Annotated in this window: 14 protein-coding genes and 18 tRNA genes; 1 reads left to right on the top strand and 31 read right to left on the bottom strand. The window is 43.7% G+C overall.

All coding sequences use genetic code 11. The annotated features are described in order from the left end of the window. The first annotated feature begins 161 nt into the window (after window positions 1-161). A complete protein-coding gene (locus LXO72_RS07665; protein WP_233332000.1) occupies window positions 162-1,175 on the top strand; it encodes a GBS Bsp-like repeat-containing protein in 1,014 nt (337 codons plus the stop codon). A 51-nt stretch (window positions 1,176-1,226) separates the two neighbouring features. On the opposite strand, the gene purH is transcribed toward LXO72_RS07665, so the two are convergent. The 31 genes from purH to LXO72_RS07510 all read right to left on the bottom strand — a co-directional run bounded on the left by purH (window position 1,227) and on the right by LXO72_RS07510 (window position 19,305). Further along, window positions 1,227-2,774, bottom strand: a complete 1,548-nt coding sequence (gene purH / locus LXO72_RS07660; RefSeq protein ID WP_233331999.1) for a bifunctional phosphoribosylaminoimidazolecarboxamide formyltransferase/IMP cyclohydrolase — start codon at window positions 2,772-2,774, stop codon at window positions 1,227-1,229. A gap of 74 nt (window positions 2,775-2,848) precedes the next feature. Then, window positions 2,849-3,403, bottom strand: coding sequence for a phosphoribosylglycinamide formyltransferase (purN, locus tag LXO72_RS07655; protein WP_233331998.1), 555 nt, complete (start codon window positions 3,401-3,403; stop codon window positions 2,849-2,851). Next, on the bottom strand, window positions 3,403-4,425 hold the full coding sequence (purM, locus tag LXO72_RS07650) for a phosphoribosylformylglycinamidine cyclo-ligase (RefSeq protein ID WP_233331997.1): 1,023 nt from the start codon (window positions 4,423-4,425) through the stop codon (window positions 3,403-3,405). Before purM ends, purN begins: the two co-directional genes overlap by 1 nt. 245 nt (window positions 4,426-4,670) lie before the next feature. After that, on the bottom strand, window positions 4,671-6,110 hold the full coding sequence (purF, locus tag LXO72_RS07645) for an amidophosphoribosyltransferase (RefSeq protein ID WP_154859181.1): 1,440 nt from the start codon (window positions 6,108-6,110) through the stop codon (window positions 4,671-4,673). Between the two features lie 12 nt (window positions 6,111-6,122). Continuing rightward, entirely contained in the window at window positions 6,123-9,848 is a 3,726-nt protein-coding gene (locus LXO72_RS07640; RefSeq protein ID WP_233331996.1) for a phosphoribosylformylglycinamidine synthase, read from the bottom strand. A gap of 55 nt (window positions 9,849-9,903) precedes the next feature. Continuing rightward, entirely contained in the window at window positions 9,904-10,611 is a 708-nt protein-coding gene (gene purC, locus LXO72_RS07635) for a phosphoribosylaminoimidazolesuccinocarboxamide synthase (protein WP_233331995.1), read from the bottom strand. Window positions 10,612-10,780: 169 nt separating this feature from the next. Further along, window positions 10,781-11,026 carry an acyl carrier protein gene (locus tag LXO72_RS07630; RefSeq protein WP_023027448.1) on the bottom strand — a complete coding sequence of 82 codons (246 nt, stop codon included), beginning with the start codon at window positions 11,024-11,026 and terminating at the stop codon, window positions 10,781-10,783. Further along, window positions 11,023-12,027 carry a phosphate acyltransferase PlsX gene (gene plsX / locus LXO72_RS07625; protein ID WP_233331994.1) on the bottom strand — a complete coding sequence of 335 codons (1,005 nt, stop codon included), beginning with the start codon at window positions 12,025-12,027 and terminating at the stop codon, window positions 11,023-11,025. The genes LXO72_RS07630 and plsX overlap by 4 nt, the downstream gene beginning before the upstream one ends. Next, entirely contained in the window at window positions 12,024-12,803 is a 780-nt protein-coding gene (recO, locus tag LXO72_RS07620) for a DNA repair protein RecO (RefSeq protein ID WP_048789397.1), read from the bottom strand. The genes plsX and recO overlap by 4 nt, the downstream gene beginning before the upstream one ends. Continuing rightward, window positions 12,787-13,968 carry a pyridoxal phosphate-dependent aminotransferase gene (locus LXO72_RS07615; protein ID WP_233331993.1) on the bottom strand — a complete coding sequence of 394 codons (1,182 nt, stop codon included), beginning with the start codon at window positions 13,966-13,968 and terminating at the stop codon, window positions 12,787-12,789. Before LXO72_RS07615 ends, recO begins: the two co-directional genes overlap by 17 nt. Window positions 13,969-14,132: 164 nt before the next feature. Beyond that, complete coding sequence (srtB, locus tag LXO72_RS07610; RefSeq protein WP_233331992.1) at window positions 14,133-14,996, bottom strand: class B sortase, LPKTxAVK-specific; 864 nt, start codon at window positions 14,994-14,996, stop codon at window positions 14,133-14,135. Window positions 14,997-15,151: 155 nt separating this feature from the next. Continuing rightward, a complete protein-coding gene (locus tag LXO72_RS07605) occupies window positions 15,152-16,126 on the bottom strand; it encodes a ribose-phosphate diphosphokinase (protein WP_154859165.1) in 975 nt (324 codons plus the stop codon). A 159-nt stretch (window positions 16,127-16,285) separates the two neighbouring features. Beyond that, window positions 16,286-17,533 (bottom strand): peptidoglycan hydrolase PcsB, encoded by a 1,248-nt coding sequence (gene pcsB, locus LXO72_RS07600; protein WP_233331991.1) that lies wholly within the window; start codon window positions 17,531-17,533, stop codon window positions 16,286-16,288. A gap of 143 nt (window positions 17,534-17,676) precedes the next feature. Continuing rightward, window positions 17,677-17,764, bottom strand: a tRNA-Ser gene (locus tag LXO72_RS07595). Between the two features lie 3 nt (window positions 17,765-17,767). Next, window positions 17,768-17,841 (bottom strand) — tRNA-Ile (locus LXO72_RS07590). 33 nt (window positions 17,842-17,874) lie between these two features. Next, window positions 17,875-17,945, bottom strand: a tRNA-Gly gene (locus LXO72_RS07585). 16 nt (window positions 17,946-17,961) lie between these two features. After that, window positions 17,962-18,034: transfer RNA gene (locus LXO72_RS07580), tRNA-Phe, on the bottom strand. 5 nt (window positions 18,035-18,039) lie between these two features. Then, window positions 18,040-18,113, bottom strand: a tRNA-Met gene (locus LXO72_RS07575). A 9-nt stretch (window positions 18,114-18,122) separates the two neighbouring features. Next, window positions 18,123-18,212, bottom strand: a tRNA-Ser gene (locus LXO72_RS07570). Between the two features lie 9 nt (window positions 18,213-18,221). After that, window positions 18,222-18,295, bottom strand: a tRNA-Ile gene (locus tag LXO72_RS07565). 16 nt (window positions 18,296-18,311) lie between these two features. Next, window positions 18,312-18,385 (bottom strand) — tRNA-Met (locus LXO72_RS07560). Window positions 18,386-18,390: 5 nt separating this feature from the next. Next, a tRNA-Pro gene (locus tag LXO72_RS07555) sits at window positions 18,391-18,464 on the bottom strand. A 19-nt stretch (window positions 18,465-18,483) separates the two neighbouring features. Further along, window positions 18,484-18,557: transfer RNA gene (locus tag LXO72_RS07550), tRNA-Arg, on the bottom strand. Window positions 18,558-18,593: 36 nt separating this feature from the next. Continuing rightward, a tRNA-Arg gene (locus tag LXO72_RS07545) sits at window positions 18,594-18,667 on the bottom strand. Between the two features lie 21 nt (window positions 18,668-18,688). After that, window positions 18,689-18,774 (bottom strand) — tRNA-Leu (locus LXO72_RS07540). A gap of 7 nt (window positions 18,775-18,781) precedes the next feature. After that, window positions 18,782-18,853, bottom strand: a tRNA-Gly gene (locus LXO72_RS07535). A 23-nt stretch (window positions 18,854-18,876) separates the two neighbouring features. Then, a tRNA-Thr gene (locus LXO72_RS07530) sits at window positions 18,877-18,949 on the bottom strand. Window positions 18,950-18,966: 17 nt separating this feature from the next. Beyond that, window positions 18,967-19,048: transfer RNA gene (locus LXO72_RS07525), tRNA-Leu, on the bottom strand. Between the two features lie 5 nt (window positions 19,049-19,053). Further along, window positions 19,054-19,126, bottom strand: a tRNA-Lys gene (locus LXO72_RS07520). A 31-nt stretch (window positions 19,127-19,157) separates the two neighbouring features. Further along, window positions 19,158-19,230 (bottom strand) — tRNA-Asp (locus tag LXO72_RS07515). A 2-nt stretch (window positions 19,231-19,232) separates the two neighbouring features. Next, a tRNA-Val gene (locus tag LXO72_RS07510) sits at window positions 19,233-19,305 on the bottom strand. Between the last annotated feature and the right edge of the window lie 25 nt (window positions 19,306-19,330).

Genomic DNA, 19,330 nt, shown 5'->3' with positions numbered 1-19,330 from the left:
TTATTAAATTATACCACAAACGTTCGTTTTGTTCTAATATTTCAAGGAATATCCGATGATTTTCGTTAGAAAACAAACTTTTTTCATTATTTTTTAAATTTCTGCTCCTTTTTACGAATATTATAATTGAGACCTCTACTATTTTTTAAAAAAGGAGTTTTATGCAGAGAATAAAGAAACTACTCTTGGCAGCTTGTCTTTTCTGGGCAGGGGCTTCACAAGTTGCTAGAGCAGAGCAAAACGTCAATTATATCTACAAAGAAAAGGGACAATTAGTTGTCCACCTCGGGACCATTCCAGACCGCTTCCAAAGCGTTAGCATCCCCATTTGGTCCGAGCAAAACGGCCAAGACGACCTTATTTGGTATCCTGTTCAACGAGGAGAAAATGGATTTGATTTGCAAGTACCACTGACCAATCATTTGGATCAAGCAGGACTTTATCACATCCATGTCTACGGCATCCATTCTAACGGAAACCTTGAAGGACTATTTCCACTACAGACAATCGTTGAGAAAAAAGACCTCGCATCTTCCCAACCTAAGATCACAGTCCGACCTAGCGGTGCGCAGCTATTTGAGATCCAACTCCAGCTCTTTGAAGATGTGGAGGAAGTCCTCTTTCCCATCTGGTCTGAACAAGATGGCCAAGACGACTTGATCTGGTATCTCGCAAAAAAAACGGCACCTGGTCGCTACCAATTGTCCTTCAACGCCGAGAAACATACAGGGAAAGGAACCTTTCATCTCCATGTTTACCAGAAAAACAAGGGACACTTAAAAGGCTTGCTCGCCACAGAATTTCAGGTCGAGCGGGCTAAAGCTACTCCACTGGTCACCCAACCGGATAATTACTATCCCGTTGGTGAATGTACCTGGGCAGCAAAAGAACTGGCTCCTTGGTCACAAAACTGGTGGGGAAACGGTGGCATGTGGGCAGCTAGTGCACGCGCTGCGGGCTTCCGGACAGGAAATACCCCAGAGGTCGGTGCTATCGCCTGTTGGGATAATGGAGGCTATGGCCACGTTGCAGTCGTGACGGAGGTCGAACATGATCAAAAAATCCAAGTGAAGGAAGCCAATTACAATGGAAATCGGACCATCAACAATTTCCGTGGCTGGTTTGACCCCACGAATGTTGTCTGGGGAACGGTCAGCTATATCTATCCAAATTAAAGGTCGCTTGATTAATAAAGGCACTCATCTATCGATGAGTGCCTTATTTGATTAATGTCTAAAATGTCTCACGCCTGTGAAGACCATGGTTAAGCCGTATTTATCAGCAGCTTCGATAGACTCTTGGTCACGTACTGATCCACCTGGCTGGATGATGGCCTTAATCCCTGCTTTAGCGATTTCTTCCACGTTATCCGCAAATGGGAAGAAGGCATCCGAAGCAAGGACAGCACCGTCAAGACGATCTTTAGCTTGGTCAATAGCAATACGGACGGAAGCCACACGATTGGTTTGACCAGGGCCAACACCAAGTGTCATGTGGTCGTTAGTCACGATAATACCGTTTGATTTGACATACTTGATTGCTTTCCAAGCAAACTCAAGAGCAGTCGCTTCTGTCTCAGTTGGCTGGCGTTTGGTTACCACTTGCCAGTCAGCTGGGCTTTCTTTGATCACGTCTTGGTTTTGAACGAGGAGTCCACCGACAACACCTGTGTATTCTGCTTCCACTTCACTAGCATCTTGTGCGTCAAATGGCAAGGCAAGGATCCGCAAATTTTTCTTTTTGTTGGTCAAAATGGCTAGCGCTTCATCCGTATAGCTTGGTGCGATGATGATTTCAAGGAAAACACCATGCATCTTCTCAGCTGTCGCAACATCTACCTCACGGTTGAGAACGACGATACCACCGAAAATTGATACTGGGTCAGACTCATAAGCGTAATCCCAAGCTGTTTCGATATCCTCAGCCTGACCAATCCCACATGGGTTCATGTGTTTCAACGCCACAACGGTTGGACGTTCTTTAAAATCACGAATGATACGGATGGCAGCATCAGCGTCACGGATATTGTTGAAGGACAATTCCTTACCGTTGAGCTGTTTCGCTGATGCAATCGAATAATCCGTAGGCAAGGCTTTTTGGTAGAAATCAGCGTCTTGTTGAGGGTTTTCCCCGTAACGCATTGCTTGCTTAAGATCATAAGTCAAGGTGAGTTTTTCAGGTTTTTCTTCACCCACTTGAGCTGTGAAGTATTCTGCAATCAAGGCATCGTAGGCCGCTGTGTGACGGAAAACCTTGGCTGCCAAACCTTGGCGAGTTTCGTAAGTTGTTTCACCGTTTGCTGCCAATTCGTCAAGCACAACAGCATAGTCAGCAGGGTCTACCACAACTGTTACGCTAGCGTGGTTTTTTGCTGCTGAACGAAGCATAGATGGCCCACCGATATCGATGTTTTCCACCGCGTCAGCGTAAGTCACGTCTGGTTTTAGGATGGTTTCCTTGAATGGGTAAAGATTGACCACAACAAGGTCTATCAGTTCGATCTGATTATCCTTAGCAGCATCAAGGTGACTATCGAGGTCACGACGAGCGAGAAGACCACCGTGGATATTTGGATGGAGAGTCTTCACACGGCCGTCCATCATTTCTGGAAAACCAGTCACATCGTCAATGGCAATGGTATCAACACCGGCATTATCAAGGGCAATTTTTGTCCCACCTGTTGAGATGATGTCCCAACCGAGTTTCTTGAGTTCTTGGGCAAATTCAACAATGCCCACTTTATCTGAAACACTAATTAGTGCGCGTTTAGTCATTTTTTTCTTTTCCTTTTTTAAAAAAGTTCTTCATCTGCTAGAGTCAAAAATGTTTTTTCATCTCTAGGGCTTCCTTATTTTCGTGCAACTCCCAAATGTTCCAATACTTCTGGATAGAGCTTGTACTCTGTTTCGTGGATGCGCGTCTCGAAAGTATCAAGGGTATCACCTTCAAGCCGTGGCACACGGACTTGTTGGATAACCTTTCCCGTATCCACACCCGAATCCACCCAGTGAATGGTCACACCGCTCTCAGCAACACCCGCATTCCAAGCATCCTCAATGCCATGAGCACCTGGAAATTCCGGAAGATAGGCTGGGTGAATATTGATGATACGGCCTTCATAAGCTGCTAGCAAGGTTGGTCCGACGATTTTCATGTAGCCGGCTAAACAAACTAGGTCAATCTGGTGTTCTTCCAAGAGCTCGACGATGGCTCCTTCATAGTCAGCCTTGTTCTCAAACTCTTTAAGCTCAAAAGCATAGGTTAAAACCCCAAGCTTTTCGGCACGCTCTAAGACATAGGCATCTCGGTGATCTGAGAAAACAAATTCTACTGGAAATTGTTCCGCAATCACCTGAAAGTTTGAGCCGTTACCAGAGGCAAAAACAGCAATCCTTTTAGTCATTATTTAATCACCACACTTGCACCATCTTTCTTCACAATCCGACCAATTTCATAAACAGGTTCGTCAAGAAGTTCTTTGACACGTTCCACATTCTCTGGTTTAACCGCAAGCATGAGACCGATACCCATGTTGAAGATTTCAAACATTTCTTCATGCTTGATTTGGCCATATTTTTCAAGGGCTTTGAAAATTGGAAGAACTGGCACTTTGCTTTCGTCAATTTCAGCAGCCAAGTCATCAGCGAACATACGTGGTACATTTTCGATGAAACCACCACCTGTGATGTGGGCAATCCCGTTGACCAATTCTTCTTTGATGAGTGGTAGAACAGCCTTAACGTAGATACGAGTTGGTTCAAGAAGAACGTCTTTAAGTTTCTTGCCTTCTAACTCAGGCAATACTTCTTCACCTGTGTAATCCGCAAAGACACGACGAACAAGTGAGTAACCGTTTGAGTGGATACCACTTGAAGCAAGTCCCAGAATCACATCCCCTTCAGCTACTTTTGAACCGTCGATGATTTGAGATTTTTCTGCAACACCGACAGCAAACCCAGCCAAGTCATAGTCATCTTCACCGTACATACCAGGCATTTCAGCAGTTTCACCACCAATAAGGGCCGCACCAGCTTGCACACAACCTTCAGCAACACCAGCAACGACCTGCTCCAATTTAGCTGGTTCATTTTTACCAGTTGCTACGTAGTCAAGGAAGTAAAGGGGCTCAGCACCTGCGGCGATGATATCGTTAACACACATAGCGACACAGTCTTGACCGATAGTATCGTGTTTGTCGTACTTAATAGCAAGCATGAGTTTAGTACCGACACCATCTGTACCTGAAATCAAAACTGGCTCTTTGACACCTGTTTTTGAAAGGTCAAACATACCACCGAAACCACCAAGAGCTCCCATAACACCCGCACGCTCCGTACGTGCCACGTGTTTTTTGATCCGTTCAACAACTTCATAACCCGCTTCAACGTCCACACCCGATTGAGCGTATGCATTCTTATTTGTCATTTTTTAATCCTTTTCTTTTTTTGAGAAAGAGTGCGACGTATTTTTAGATAAACCATCTTTTTATCTAAAAATACTAGTCAGGTCTCTAGCTTTGATCCCATAGGAGAAAGCGCCTACTGACAAATGCTTTAGCTTTTAGTCAGTAGTGAGACGTGGCGCGTAAGCATTTTTGTTTGTCATTTGTTTATTCCTTTTTCTCTTCCTAGATCCTACTGATGATTGATCAGATTCACTTGCAAACATTCCTAATAAAAGGAGGTCTGCTCATTCAAGCTTTCCAAATAGCGTTCTTCGTAGTCATACAAAGGCGTTGGGTATTTCCCATCGAAGTAAGCCACACAAAGACCACCGTTTGGTGCATCAGTATCAATGCCAATAGAATCAATCAAGCCATCAACAGATAAATAAGTCAAGCTATCCGCACCAATAATCTCACAAGTTTCCTCTACTGTATGGTTGGCTGCGATCAGCTCTTCGCGGCTCTGAATATCAATTCCGTAGAAACATGGATAAGCCAGAGCTGGGCTAGCAATTGCCACATGGACTTCTGTAGCCCCTGCTTCTTTCAACAATTTCACAATCCGACGAGAGGTTGTCCCACGAACGATAGAATCATCAATCATGACAACCCGTTTGCCTTTCACGACCCCAGATACGGCAGAGAGCTTCATCCGCACTCCTTGTTCCCGCAATTCCTGAGTCGGTTGGATAAAGGTTCGTTGGACATACTGATTCTTGATCAAGCCCATTTCATTTGGCAGACCGGATTCTTCCGCAAAGCCCATGGCCGCACTGAGAGAGGAGTTGGGAACCCCCACCACTATATCTGCTTGGTTCTTAAATTCTCGAGCCAACTGAGCGCCCATCCGCTTACGAGCTGTATGGACGTTGACCCCTTGGATATTGGAATCAGGGCGAGCAAAATAGATATACTCCATGGAACAAATTGCTAGCTGGGTATCATCCGTATAGCGATCATAGGTAATGCCATTTTCATCAAAGATCACGAGTTCACCAGGATGCACATCTCGGATCCATTCTGCCCCAATCACCTCAAAGGCACAGGTTTCAGAAGAAACAACCAAGGCACCATTTGCCATTTTCCCGATGGAAAGAGGACGGAAGCCATTTGGGTCCAGCGCCGCGATCAACTTATCTTCAAACAACATCAGATAAGCAAATCCACCTTTGACCGTATTGAGTGCTTCCTTGATTTTCCCCATAAAGGAAGGGTTGTGGCTCCGACGGATCAAGTGGGCCAGAATTTCTGAGTCAGAGGTCGAGCTAAAGATGGCTCCATTTTTTTCTAATTCCGATTTGAGCGATTGGGCATTGGTCAAATTCCCATTATGGGCCAGACCAAACTGCGTATCATGAAAGCGGAAGAGGAAGGGTTGGATGTTATCCACAGACGCTTCCCCCGCTGTCGCATAGCGAACATGTCCAATAGCAGAAGATCCTGTCAATTTTTCTAGATTTAAAGGATTCCGAAAGACTTCTGAAAGCAGACCTGTATCCCGATGACGTCTCAAGGTTCCTTGGTCATTGGCCAAGATGCCTGCTCCCTCTTGTCCCCGGTGTTGGAGACTGTGAAGACCAAAATAGGTGAGTTTTGCTGCGTCTGGATGTCCCCAAATCCCAAAGACTCCACACTCTTCATTAAGAGATTTTACTTCGTATGTCATGTTGTATACCTTTTATTTTCCAGTAAAATATTGAACCGCTGATGCAAAGAGATGTTGATCTTTATTTCCTGGAATATTTTGGAAGAGACCATCTTCAAAACGTTCTGAGTGACCCATCTTCCCGATGATTTGACCGTTCTTGCTGGTAATTCCTTCGATTGCATGGACAGAACCATTTGGATTGTATTTAGAATCCATGCTTGGGTTGCCTTTGAAGTCAACATATTGGCTAAAGATTTGACCATTGTCACGAAGCTCTGCGAATTCCTCAGCTGTCACGACAAACTTCCCTTCACCGTGTGATACTGGGATAGCGTGGATGTCTCCAACTTCTACTCCAGCAAGCCATGGTGAGTTAGTATTGGCAATACGTGTTTCCACCATCTTAGCCACGTGTTGGTTAGCATCATTGTAAAAGAGGGTTGGACTCGTGCTACTTGCATCTTCAAAGTTACCATATGGAAGGAGACCTGATTTGACAAGAGCTTGGAATCCGTTACAGATACCGATGATCAAGCCGCCGCGTTCGATGAAACCATCGATAGCTGCACGCACTTTTTCATTGAGCAAGATGTTCACGATAAATTTAGCTGATCCATCTGGTTCATCCGCTGCTGAGAAGCCACCTGCAAAGAAGATAATGTTGGCTTTTTCAATGTTGTCAACCATGGTGTCAACAGACTTGACAATCGCTTCTTCGTTGAGTGTGACAAATGGTACTAAGTTGACTTTGGCACCTTCTTTTTCAAAGGCCTTAGCGGAGTCGTATTCAGAGTTGGTACCTGGGAATACTGGGATGTAAACCACTGGCTTTTCAACTGTTTCTTTAGCTTTAATCACAGCATCTGATGCTACAGCAGGTACTTCTTCCAACTCAGTTGCCTGTGCAAATTCTGTTGGGTAAACCTCTTCCAATTTACCTTGGAAGACACTGTCAAGTTTGTGTCCATCCAGCGTTACACCGTTGACAACTAGTGTAAAGTCTGCTACTGTTTGTCCGATCTTGGCAACACCTGCAATTTCTTCAGGCGATGTGAAGACGAATCCACCCAATTGGGCTGTCAAGCTAGTGTCAAGGTCAGCTAATTCGACATTTGCTCCGATATGGTTACCAAATGTTGCAAGTGCAAGAGCTTCAACCACACCACCATATTTAACAGCTGATGCGGCTGTCACTTTGTGGTCAGCTTGGATGGCTTCAAATTGAGCAAAGTTAGACTTGATGAGTTCAAAGTCAATTTCTTGTGCCAAAGCTTGACCAGGAATGTAGTAAATATTTTCACCAGCAGCTTTAAATTCTGGAGAAAGAACCTTACGGCTATCCGCAGTTGTTACCCCAAAAGCAACCAAGGTTGGTGGTACTGTCAATTCTTCAAAGGTACCAGACATAGAGTCTTTCCCACCGATAGATGGCAAACCAAGTTGAATCTGAGCTTCAATGGATCCAAGGAGAGCTGAGACTGGTTGACCAAAACGCTCTGCTTGTTTATCCATACGCTCGAAGTATTCCTGATAAGAGAAACGAGCCTTAGACCAGTTTGCACCAGCAGCAACCAAACGAGCTGTGGCTTCGATGACCGCATAAGCAGCGCCATGATATGGAGACCATTCTGCTACATAAGGGTTGAATCCTTGCGCCATAACAGATGCAGTTGTTGTCACGCCATGTTGGACTGGCAATTTCTGTACAGAAGCTTCCGTTGGTGTGATTTGGTAGCGACCACCAAGTGGGTGATTGACTGTTGAACGACCAACCGAGCTATCAAAGATAGTTTGCAACCCTTTTTGACTGGCATGGTTCAGGTCAGCCAAGACTTCAAGAGTATCCGCTTCAAGGGTTTCAGCAGATGTTTGACGTTCTTCTGGAAGCTTGACATCCTTGTCAACCACCTTAGCATCTACAACCACACGTACACCGTTTGTATCAAGGAAACGACGTTCCAAATCAACGATGGTTTCACCATTCCAGTGCATGACAAGATTTGGTTTTTCAGTCACTGTCGCAACGACAACAGCATCAATATTTTCTTTGTTACATTCAGCAACGAAAGCATCTACATCTTCTGGACGAACCACTACGGCCATACGTTCCTGAGATTCCGAGATGGCAATTTCTGTACCGTTCAAGCCTTGGTATTTCAATGGCACTTTGTCTAGATCAATTTCAAGACCATCTGCCAATTCACCGATAGCCACACAGACACCACCAGCACCAAAGTCATTTGATTTCTTGATCAGACGTGTCACATCCCCATTACGGAAAAGACGTTGAATCTTACGTTCTTCGATGGCATTCCCTTTTTGAACCTCAGCACCAGCTGTTTCAACAGATTCAACCGTTTGAACTTTAGAAGAGCCTGTCGCACCACCGACACCATCACGTCCAGTCTTACCACCGAGCAAGATAATCACATCACCTGCTTCAGGTTTCTCACGGACAACATTTTCCTTAGGAGCCGCACCGACAACGGCACCTAGCTCCATACGCTTAGCAACGAAACCAGGGTGGAAGTATTCACGAACGTAAGTTGTTGCAAGACCAATTTGGTTACCGTATGAAGAATAACCGTGAGCCGCTGTTTTAGAAATCACTTGTTGTGGCAATTTACCAGCACGAGTTTCAGCAATTGGTGTTGTAATATCACCAGCACCTGAGATACGCATGGCTTGGTAAACGTATGAACGACCTGACAATGGGTCACGAATGGCACCACCGATACAAGTAGCCGCACCACCAAATGGTTCGATTTCAGTTGGGTGGTTGTGAGTTTCGTTCTTGAACATAAGAAGCCATGGTTCTTTGACACCATTGACATCCACTTCAATTTCAACTGAGCAGGCATTGATTTCATCAGACACTTCCATGTCATCCAAACGACCATTAGCACGCTCATAACGGCCAAAAATAGTTGCCATATCCATCAAGGTTTGAGGTTTTTCTGTACGTCCCAACTCATCACGCATGGCAATATACTTGTCATAAGTCGCTTGCAATTGTTTTTCAAATTTAGAAGCTGAGAAGTCGATGTTTTTCAACTCAGTCTCGAAAGTTGTATGACGGCAGTGGTCAGACCAGTAAGTATCCAAAACCTTAAGCTCAGTCTCAGTTGGCACCCGTCCAATAGACTTGAAGTAATCTTGAATGAAGAGAAGGTCATCCACTTCCATTGCCAATCCTTGCTCAGCTTTATACTTAGCAAAATCTTCTGCCGTATAAGTTTCAAAGAAATCCAAGCTTGGAATGGTCTTGTCAGACTCAGAGAAATCCTGTTTAGCAATACCAACAGTGATATCTTTAAAACGAGAATCCACTGGGTTCAAAAGGTAGTTTTTGACAGCCTCCAACTCATTCGCATCAATATCCTTGTTAACCAAGTACAATTGTGCTGTGTTCACTGTTACATCATTTGAACTACCAAGCAAAAGCAAAGCTTCTTGCGAAGATGCTGCACGTTGGTCAAATTGACCAGGCAAACTTTCGATAGCAAAGAAAGCATACTTCTCAAGATCAGCCTGAACCGCAGCTTCATCCAAAACAGTATCGGTCACCTGCTCTGAAAAAATATGTTTTTCCGCACTCGCAAACAAATCCTCTGCCAAATTAAAGACATCGTAAACCTGAACAATCCGAAGATCCTTCAAGGTTTTCAACTGAAGATTATGCTGCAATTCTTTTACTAAAGAGTCCGATTTCACACGAAAATCAGCTTTTTTCTCAACGAAAATACGTTTATCCATTTTATTTCCTTTATCTATTTCTACTTAAAGATTGTAGTGACGACCAAGTAAAACTTTACTTCAAGCCCTGCAATTTCTCCAACACAACCTTATAAACATCTGTCAAACTGCCCAGATCCCTACGGAAAACATCCTTGTCCATATGGTGCCCTTCAGCATCCCAAAGTCGGCAGTTATCTGGTGAGAATTCATCTGCCAAGATAATCTTGCCATCCTTATCAAAACCAAATTCCAATTTGAAGTCAATCAAGCGAAGGCCAATTTGTGCAAACCAATCTTTCAACAATTCATTGATGCGACGTGTTTCTTCCTTGATATAAGCAATTTGTTCATCATTGGCAATATCCAAGAACTTCACATGCTCGTCATTGATGAATGGGTCATCCAAATCATCGTTTTTGTAGTAAAATTCAACGATAGGGGTTTTCAAGTCCAAACCTTCTTCAACACCGAAACGTTTTGAGAAAGAACCCGCAGTCACGTTACGAAGCACAACCTCCAAAGGAATGATTGAAACCTTCTTGTTCAATTGTTCTGTATCAGAGATACGTTCAATAAAGTGCGTCGCTACACCCGCAGTATTCAATTTTTCAAAAATAAGAGACGAAATCTGATTATTCAGCACACCTTTCCCCTCAATGGTCTCTTTGCGAGCTCCATTTAGCATGGTGGCCTGGTCCTTATAAACGGACTTAATCACATGTTCGTCTTCTGTACTATAAATATCTTTTGCTTTCCCCGTATAAATTAATTGATCGGACATCTTCTTGTTCGCCTTTCATCTTTTATCCCTTTCAGTGTATCACAGAGATGTTGTTTTTTCAAGTTAAATCCGTATCTTGTTCGCTTGTAACACAAAAATAATAAGAGATTGAATCAAAAAGATTCAACCTCTTATTTTTAGATGCTTGTTCGTTCGTAAAAACCGAACTTTATTTGCTTGTTTTCTTCAAAACGTAGTCTACCATATCTCCAACAGTTGCCATGGCATCAATGTCTTTATCTGGGATATCAATTTGGTAGGCTTCTTCCAAATAAATAATGTATTCCATGAGATCAACGGAATCTACTTCCAAGTCCTTTCGTAAATCCAAATCCAAAGTAACCTCATAGTCAGATCCTTTATGATCTTGAATCAACCCTTCAACTAGTTTAAAAATTTCTTGATGACGACTCATTTCTCTTCCTCCAATTCTGATAATTCAACCACAGATTTACGAATAACATCTGTATCCAACATGGTCCGGATCTGGCGAATCGTGCTATAGACTGCCTTGGCATCACTAGAACCATGGGTTTTCACGACAGGGGCTTGCAAGCCAAACAAGACCGCACCTCCAACATCTGAATAATCCAAGGTCTTTTTCAAACCTCGTAGATCATTCTTCAATAGGAAGGCTCCTATCTTAGCTTTCAACCCACCACCACTAAGGACCGTTTTCAACTGTTTAAAGAGGCCCAGAGCAGTTCCTTCCATGGTCTTAAGGACAGCATTTCCTGTAAATCCATCTGTAACAATGACGTCAGCAACTCCATCCATCAAGTCACGCGCTTCCACATTTCCTACAAAATTAAGAGAAGGATCTGCTGCTAATAATTGATAGGTCTCCTTGCGTAGGGGATCCCCCTTACTTTCCTCTGTTCCGTTATTTAAGAGACCGATACGAGGCCGCTTAATGCCACGGACATTCTCTGCATAATAGGCTCCCATAATCGCATATTGGTGCAAGTGTGTTGGCGTATTTTCAGCATTTGCCCCCAAATCCAACATATCATAGCCCTTCCCATCAAGTGTAGGAAGAGTCGACATCAAACCTGGACGATCGATGACCTTGATCCGACCGACGATGAAGTAACCAGAGGCAAGAAGAGCTCCTGTATTTCCTGCTGAAAGCATCGCATCCGCTTCTCCATTCTTAACTGCATGCGCTGCTAAGACCATGCTGGCTTGCTTTTTCCGACGAATCGCACGAGTCGGCTCATCATCTGAGTTGATTTTCTCATCCGTATGGACGATGGATACCCGTTCAGTTGCTGTCAGGTATTGCTTAATTTTAGCCTCATCCCCATACAAAATGACTTCAATATCCTTAAATTCTTGTATGGCTTGATTGACCCCTTCTACCAGGGCCTGTGGAGCATGATCTCCACCCATTGCATCAACTGCAATTTTTTTCATTTCTTACCTCCAGACTGATCTTTTAAGATCTCTCCCCAGCTTCCCAGGGAATCAATAAATTTCTTAGCTTTTAGATGAATGCCTACATATTCATCATAGAGTTGGTCTAGACACTTTCTCAACTCTTTCTTCATCGCATCATGGATGGAAATCGTCTCTAACTCACTAAATTTCACAGCTTGAAAACGATCCAGCAAATAGAGGGCGTTTGGATCCCAGTGGGCTCGTCTTTCGTCACGATCATAATGATCTGGGCAAAGGACACCACCCAAGCGGAATGAAAAATCAAAAGGCAACCCCACTCGATGACAGACGCAACACTCATGGACGTTTAAGGCGACACCAAATCGGGATAAAATCTGCATTTCAAAAATATTGGTCAAGATTTCATAATCCAAGCCCCGATCCATCAATTGCAAGGTCTGCTCCAAAAAAGCAAATAAAGCTGGATCAGGTTGACGATCCTGTATACTAGCATCTGCCAAGGCCAGTATATAGGTTGCGTAGGAAAGACGAAAAAGATCTTGGTTAATCCCTTGGAAACTTTGAACCTCATGAATATCTTCGATATAGCTGAGTCCGTCATCATTGATTTTCAGATACATATCCGCTAAAGTCAACGGTTGGATCATAGAATTCAACCGAGAACGATTGGCATGTTTCACGAAAAACATGAGCTTGCCAGCTTGCTCTGTAAAGATTTTAACCAGCTTATCGTCCTCTCGGTAATCCCGATGGTAGAGGACGATGCCACGACTCTCAATGCTCTCCAACATGTTCTTTCATAAACTCCTTCAACCGACTCATCGCTTCTTGGATCACTTCCATACTGGCTGCATAAGACAAGCGTACATAGCCTTCGCCATAAGGACCAAAAGCCATTCCTGGAATAAAGGCAACAGCTTTTTCTTGGGCAAGAAGCTTCAAAAAAGCGAAGGAGTCTTGGGTATATCCTTGTGGGATCTTAGCAAAGATATAGAAGGCTCCATCCGGGCGGATAATATCAAAGCCCATGGCAGACATTTCTTTGATGATATAATCTCGACGCTCTATGTATTCCCGTTTCATCGGCTCTGCGTCGTCTTTACCAACCGTTAAGGCTTCAATGGCTGCATACTGGTTCATGGTCCCCGCTGCAGTCACCAAGTACTGATGACTCTTGATTAATTGAGTTGTCAAGGAAGCCGGCGCAAAGATAAAACCGAGTCTCCAACCTGTCATAGCATGAGACTTAGACAAGCCATTGATAATAATGGCTTGGTCCCGTAGGTAGGATCCCAAGGAAACATGAGGCTGACCTGTGTAAGTTAGCTCCGAATAGACCTCATCACAAATGACAAAAACTTCATATTTTTTCAAGACCCTAGCCAAATCCTGCATCTGCTCCTTAGAGTAAGTAACACCTGTCGGATTAGCTGGGTAGTTGAGAATAACCGCCTTGACGCGATCCCCTTGCTCTTCTAAAGCCTTTTCTAAAACCTCTGGGCTGAGGATAAACCGATTGTCTGTCGTATCAATTTCGACGACACTAGCCCCCATCAGTTTAATAATAGGTTCGTATCCAGGATAAGCAGGTGCTGGTAATAGCACTACATCTCCAGGTTCCAATATAGCGGTCAAGGTCGCAGAAAGGGCTTCCGTTGCCCCAATCGTAACCAAAATTTCATCCTCTGGTCGATACTGTAAATTATATTTTTCAGCGACAAACTGACTAGCAGCTTCACGTAGAGCTAGCAAGCCACTCATCCCCGTATAATGGCTCTGGTTGGAATCGATAGCTGCTTTTGCTGCTTCCTTTACATGGTCTGGTGTCGTAAAATCTGGCTCACCCAAGGTTAAGCGTAAAACACCTGGAATAGAAGAAATGGCTTGGTCAAACTGACGAATCAAAGAAATCTCGATTCGATTCAAATTTTGATTAAACCGTTTTGTTAAATCCATAGCCACCTCCAAAAAAAGTCCTATCACCATTATACTATAAATAGAAAACCATCGCAAAAAAGGGGCTAGCCCCCACTAAGATGATACAATAATGACCTTTCTCATCAAAAAAGGACTTAGCACATGCTAAATCCTCTCATTGAATAAATTTCACCAAATCTTTTCTATTCTTGACCACGTGTTGCAACATAATTCAACTGATCACCATGTTTCGCCAAGAAATCCTTCATTTCCGAATCCGGTATCTGACGGAGATAGAGATTGGATCGGATGCTATTATCTTCTTCCCGACAAGTAGATAAGACCAAATAGCGGTCCGAAGCTTTCACTTTCATTGTTGGATTTTTTGTTTTCGCATTCTGATACACTTGATCCAGTTGATCAGTGAAGTCTCGATCATCTTTAAAATGGATGCGATAAAAAGGAGTTTCTTCAGGAACAATGACAAGACAAAAAGCTTGATAGACATACTTTCGTTGAGGAGTTTCGATGACCACATAAGGATGCTGATCAAAATACTCCTGCCGGTCGAAGTAATTAACATCATTAAACATACGATGATCTCCAAGTAAACTACCACGAGCATGACCAAACAGCCAAGTCAACCGATCACTGAAGTCTTTCTGATTATCCATATCCATAAAGACTGTCCCTAAGAAAGGTTCAAAACCTCCTTCAAAGGTCTTATCCAAATAAGTAGCATTATCCCTTGTTTGAACAACAGGCTCATCCAATTCCGTACCTGGAGCATAGATATAGGCTACAGTTTCTGGATTCACCTTCAATAATGACGTAAACCGCTTATTTAAGTAATCTTTCTCTTCTTGACTAGGAACATATGGAGTTTCTTGCTTTGACTGGACCTGTCTTGCGGACGGATTATTTGCTGAACTAGTAAGATTTGAGTTCTTCCGTTCAGAGGAATTCCGCATCAGAAAAAGAACAGCCAATCCAAAAATGACCATCAAGAAAATAAACAAAAATAATCCCTTTAATCGTGAACTGGATTCATTCTTTATCGTCTTCATGGCGTCACCCCCTTCTTACAACTACTTCTAGAATTTAAAACCATTATTTTCTACTAACTACCTCTATTTGCTTCAATAATGATAGCATGTATTGCCCATAGCAATCCAAATTTTTATCAAAAGAAAAGAGGTTGGATTTCCCAACCTCCTACTTTTTAAGATTTTTTCGCATTTCCAATTTCAAATAGAGGAGACAAAGGACGTTTTTCATGGATGCGGATAATCGCTTCTGCCAAAAGTTTTGCGATGGAGATTTGTTCAATTTTATCGATTAAGCGGTCTTCAGGTAGGAAGATGGTATCCAACACCACCAACTTCTTAATCGCTGATTTTTGAATATTGTCCATAGCTGGACCTGACAATACAGGGTGCGTACAACTTGCATAGACTTCTACAGCTCCTGCTTCAGCAAGTGCATCTGCAGCGTGGCAAATTGTTCCCGCGGTATCGATCATATCATCGATCAGGATACAAGTTTTCCCTTCGACGTTCCCAATGATGTTCATGACTTCACTGGTGTTCATTTTATCGACACTCCGCCGTTTATCAATGATGGCAATCGGTGTTTTCAAAAATTCAGCTAGCTTACGAGCACGCGTCACACCACCGTGGTCCGGACTGACTACCACATAGTCAGAACCAACCATGCCACGACGTTCAAAGTAGTCTGCAATCAATGGAGCCCCCATCAAATGATCCACTGGAATATCAAAGAACCCTTGAATCTGAGCTGCATGCAAATCAATGGTTAAGAGACGATCTACACCGGCAATCTCTAACATATTAGCAACCAATTTAGACGTAATTGGCTCACGAGCACGAGCTTTACGGTCTTGACGAGCATAACCATAATAGGGCATCACTACATTAATGGTTTGAGCACTGGCACGTTTTAAGGCATCTACCATGATCAAAATTTCCATTAAATTATCATTAACAGGAGAGCTCGTAGATTGAAGAATATACACCTCTTTACCACGAATAGACTCCTCAATATTGACCTGGATTTCCCCATCTGAAAATTGACGTACGGTCGACTTACCAAGTGGCAATCCCATCTCCTTAGAGACACGTTCAGCCAAATCTTGGTTAGAAGATAAAGCAAACAGCATTAAATCCGAAAACGACATGATTTCCTCCACATAAATTTAACCACAATGTACAAATGTACAAATCTTCTCTTTACCCATTGTAACCCTTTTTACATGATTTTTCAATCCATAATCCACCAAAAATTAAAATAGTAACTATAGTAAAAAACACCCACGAAAAGTGAGTGTTTTGAATTCTTAATTTGGATAGATATAAGTAACTGATCCTTGAGCATTCACTGGGTTAAACCATCCACGGTAGTTCCCAATGCTACGGATACCTAAGTAGTTAGATTCAGATACTTGGATACTTGTAGTAGATTGAACAGCTGTAACCACTGCTACGTGTCCATATCCACCGTCATTCCAACATGCAATAGCTCCAACTTGTGGTTGGCTACCAGTACGGAATCCAGCTGCTGCGGCACTTGTAGCCCACTGTGCTCCATTACCCCAGTAATCACCAGCCCAAGGTGCCAATACTTTCGCACCCCAAGTACATTCACCTACAGGGTATGAACTTGCAGACGAGCTGTATGTTGGACGACTAGTTGCAGCAGGTGTAGCAACAGTTTGAGTTTGAACTGCTGGTGCTGCAGCAGGAGTCGCAACAGTTGCTTGAGGTTGTGCTGCTTCAGCTGCTGGTGTTTGAGTTGCAGCTTGCACTTGTGCTTGCAAGTTAGTATTAGCAGATGCTTCTACAGCCTTACGTTGCTCTTCTTGTTGTGCACGGTAAGCTGCTTCAGCTGCTGCTGCTTCAGCTGCCGCTTTCTCAGCTGCTGCTTTCTCAGCAAGCAAAGCATTCTTTTCATTTTCTGCAGTTGATTTTTCAGCTGCCAAATTCAATTGTGCAACTTTCAACTCAGCTTCTTTAGTTGTCAACGCTTGCGCATCATCATCTAATTTTTGTTGGTTCGCAATAACAGTGTTGATTGCTTCATTGTTTTCTTTTTGCTTAGCGTCAATTGCTTCTTTATCGCGTTTTTGCTCTTCAAGCATTTTGTTGTTGGCGCTAGCAATTTCATTCATTGCAGAAACACGAGAAATAGCTTCAGTCAAAGAACCAGAACTTACAATAGCGTTAATGTAACTTGTAGCAGTTCCTGTTGTTTGAGCACTACGTGCTTGGTTTGCCAATGATTCTTGACGAGCAACAATATTTTTAGAAAGCTCTTCAATCTCTGCTGAAAGTTTAGCAGACTCTTCGTTCAAACGATCATTTTCAGCTTTAAGAGTTTCTTGTTGTTTTTTGATTTCAGAAACTTGAGATTGAATTTGATCAACTTCTGCTTGTGCGCTTTGTTCTTTTGAACTCAAATCAGCAATCTTACTATCTTGTGCAGCGATTTTATCATCAGTAGAATCAGCTCCTACAGAAATAACTGTACCTACTTGTGATAAAGCAACTGTACTAAGTAAAATAGTCGTTAATAATTTTTTCTTCATAAAATAAAAGACTCCTTCATATAAGACACTAACTAGTATAACAGAAAATGAAAGATTTTATGTTACGCCTTTGTTACATTTTTATTTCTATTGATGTATCAAAGTAACAAAAAAGTTAGCTAGAAAGCTAACTTGATTCTCTACGGAGAATGGGGGATTCGAACCCCCGCGCCGGTTACCCGACCTAACGATTTAGCAAACCGTCCTCTTCAGCCTCTTGAGTAATTCTCCTGATGGGCACGAGTGGACTCGAACCACCGACCTCACGCTTATCAGGCGTGCGCTCTAACCACCTGAGCTACGCGCCCAAGTTAAAAACTTGGTAATGAACAAATGTTCAAAGCGGGTGACGAGAATCGAACTCGCGACAACAGCTTGGAAGGCTGTAGTTTTACCACTAAACTACACCCGCTTATTATTAAAGAAAATGGCGCGAGACGGAATCGAACCGCCGACACATGGAGCTTCAATCCATTGCTCTACCAACTGAGCTACCGAGCCAAATATTGCGGGAGCAGGATTTGAACCTACGACCTTCGGGTTATGAGCCCGACGAGCTACCGAGCTGCTCCATCCCGCGTTAATATTAAGGAGGATGTGGGATTCGAACCCACGCACGCTTTTACACGCCTGACGGTTTTCAAGACCGTTCCCTTCAGCCGGACTTGGGTAATCCTCCAGCTAATTATGGACCTTGTAGGACTTGAACCTACGACCACTCGGTTATGAGCCGAGAGCTCTAACCAGCTGAGCTAAAGGTCCGACAAGATCAATAGTATAGCGGCGAAGGGGATCGAACCCCCGACCTCCCGGGTATGAACCGGACGCTCTAGCCAGCTGAGCTACACCGCCATAAATCGGGAAGACAGGATTCGAACCTGCGACACCTTGGTCCCAAACCAAGTACTCTACCAAGCTGAGCTACTTCCCGAACTAAAGCTTACGCTTTATGCACCCTAGAGGAGTCGAACCTCTAACCGCCTGATTCGTAGTCAGGTACTCTATCCAGTTGAGCTAAGGGTGCTCGTTTCTATTCTATTGCTACATAGTCTTGCGACCATGCACCCTAGAGGAGTCGAACCTCTAACCGCCTGATTCGTAGTCAGGTACTCTATCCAGTTGAGCTAAGGGTGCTTCTTCTCCAACCTAAGTCTATGCCGAGGACCGGAATCGAACCGGTACGATCGTTACCAATCGCAGGATTTTAAGTCCTGTGCGTCTGCCAGTTCCGCCACCCCGGCCTCCTCAAGCGAACGACGGGATTCGAACCCGCGACCCCCACCTTGGCAAGGTGGTGTTCTACCACTGAACTACGTTCGCATCTGTTTCTTTATATAAAAAAATGCCGGCTACATGACTTGAACACGCGACCCTCTGATTACAAATCAGATGCTCTACCAACTGAGCTAAGCCGGCTCATTATTATTCTTTTATGCGGGTTAAGGGACTTGAACCCCCACGCCGTAAAGCGCCAGATCCTAAATCTGGTGCGTCTGCCAATTCCGCCAAACCCGCTATAATGACCCGTACTGGGCTCGAACCAGTGACCCATTGATTAAAAGTCAATTGCTCTACCAACTGAGCTAACGAGTCGTATCATTATCTGCTAGAAACTTCGTTCCTACGGTCCCGACGGGAATCGAACCCGCGATCTTCGCCGTGACAGGGCGACGTGATAACCGCTACACTACGGGACCTATGGGAGTTAACGGGATCGAACCGCTGACCCTCTGCTTGTAAGGCAGATGCTCTCCCAGCTGAGCTAAACTCCCAAATGGTCGTTTAACTCAGCCAACG

This window comes from Streptococcus sp. XMC, from assembly GCF_021341835.1.
Lineage (GTDB): Bacteria > Bacillota > Bacilli > Lactobacillales > Streptococcaceae > Streptococcus.
The sequence above is the reverse complement of the archived record's forward strand: the minus strand, read 5'-3'. Positions and strand labels throughout refer to the sequence as shown.

What these genes read in the sequence shown, in the direction of transcription:
- LXO72_RS07665 (WP_233332000.1), top strand. Translation starts at nt 162, where the DNA reads ATGCAGAGAATAAAGAAACTACTCTTGGCAGCTTGTCTTTTCTGGGCA.
- purH (WP_233331999.1), bottom strand. Translation starts at nt 2,774, where the DNA reads ATGACTAAACGCGCACTAATTAGTGTTTCAGATAAAGTGGGCATTGTT.
- purN (WP_233331998.1), bottom strand. Translation starts at nt 3,403, where the DNA reads ATGACTAAAAGGATTGCTGTTTTTGCCTCTGGTAACGGCTCAAACTTT.
- purM (WP_233331997.1), bottom strand. Translation starts at nt 4,425, where the DNA reads ATGACAAATAAGAATGCATACGCTCAATCGGGTGTGGACGTTGAAGCG.
- purF (WP_154859181.1), bottom strand. Translation starts at nt 6,110, where the DNA reads ATGACATACGAAGTAAAATCTCTTAATGAAGAGTGTGGAGTCTTTGGG.
- LXO72_RS07640 (WP_233331996.1), bottom strand. Translation starts at nt 9,848, where the DNA reads ATGGATAAACGTATTTTCGTTGAGAAAAAAGCTGATTTTCGTGTGAAA.
- purC (WP_233331995.1), bottom strand. Translation starts at nt 10,611, where the DNA reads ATGTCCGATCAATTAATTTATACGGGGAAAGCAAAAGATATTTATAGT.
- LXO72_RS07630 (WP_023027448.1), bottom strand. Translation starts at nt 11,026, where the DNA reads ATGAGTCGTCATCAAGAAATTTTTAAACTAGTTGAAGGGTTGATTCAA.
- plsX (WP_233331994.1), bottom strand. Translation starts at nt 12,027, where the DNA reads ATGAAAAAAATTGCAGTTGATGCAATGGGTGGAGATCATGCTCCACAG.
- recO (WP_048789397.1), bottom strand. Translation starts at nt 12,803, where the DNA reads ATGTTGGAGAGCATTGAGAGTCGTGGCATCGTCCTCTACCATCGGGAT.
- LXO72_RS07615 (WP_233331993.1), bottom strand. Translation starts at nt 13,968, where the DNA reads ATGGATTTAACAAAACGGTTTAATCAAAATTTGAATCGAATCGAGATT.
- srtB (WP_233331992.1), bottom strand. Translation starts at nt 14,996, where the DNA reads ATGAAGACGATAAAGAATGAATCCAGTTCACGATTAAAGGGATTATTT.
- LXO72_RS07605 (WP_154859165.1), bottom strand. Translation starts at nt 16,126, where the DNA reads ATGTCGTTTTCGGATTTAATGCTGTTTGCTTTATCTTCTAACCAAGAT.
- pcsB (WP_233331991.1), bottom strand. Translation starts at nt 17,533, where the DNA reads ATGAAGAAAAAATTATTAACGACTATTTTACTTAGTACAGTTGCTTTA.